1 pseudogene is annotated in these 319 nt (G+C 46.7%); it reads right to left on the bottom strand.

Going from position 1 to position 319, the window contains the following annotated elements:
• Positions 1-116: 116 nt before the first annotated feature.
• A pseudogene (locus tag H8A87_RS19110) lies at positions 117-319 on the bottom strand (IS110 family transposase); the annotation flags it as partial.

The following is a 319-nucleotide window of genomic DNA, read 5'->3' on the forward strand; positions in this document are numbered from 1 at the left end:
GACTCAGGCTTTGGATAATCTTGTTTTGCCAGAGTAAGCGGCGGAACTTTTTACTGCTGTATTGACTGCCTTGGATGCCCTTCTAAGTGTCAAGTCATTATTTGTATACTGTTGATCTAACGATCCCGGGTACGCAATAAAGTAAATACTTCCCTCGAGATATAACGTTTCAAACAGCGTATTGCCTCCAGTTTTGAATGGCCTTCTTCCATACGCTTCGCGACATATTCCTGAGTTCGGGTATCCGTTCGCAGCCTGCCAATGGCAATAATATGCAGTGCACTGTTGGCTGCACGATCACCGCCCCGGTTGAGCCGAT

This window comes from Xenorhabdus lircayensis (assembly GCF_016306625.1).
In the GTDB taxonomy this organism is placed as follows: Bacteria; Pseudomonadota; Gammaproteobacteria; order Enterobacterales; family Enterobacteriaceae; genus Xenorhabdus; species Xenorhabdus lircayensis.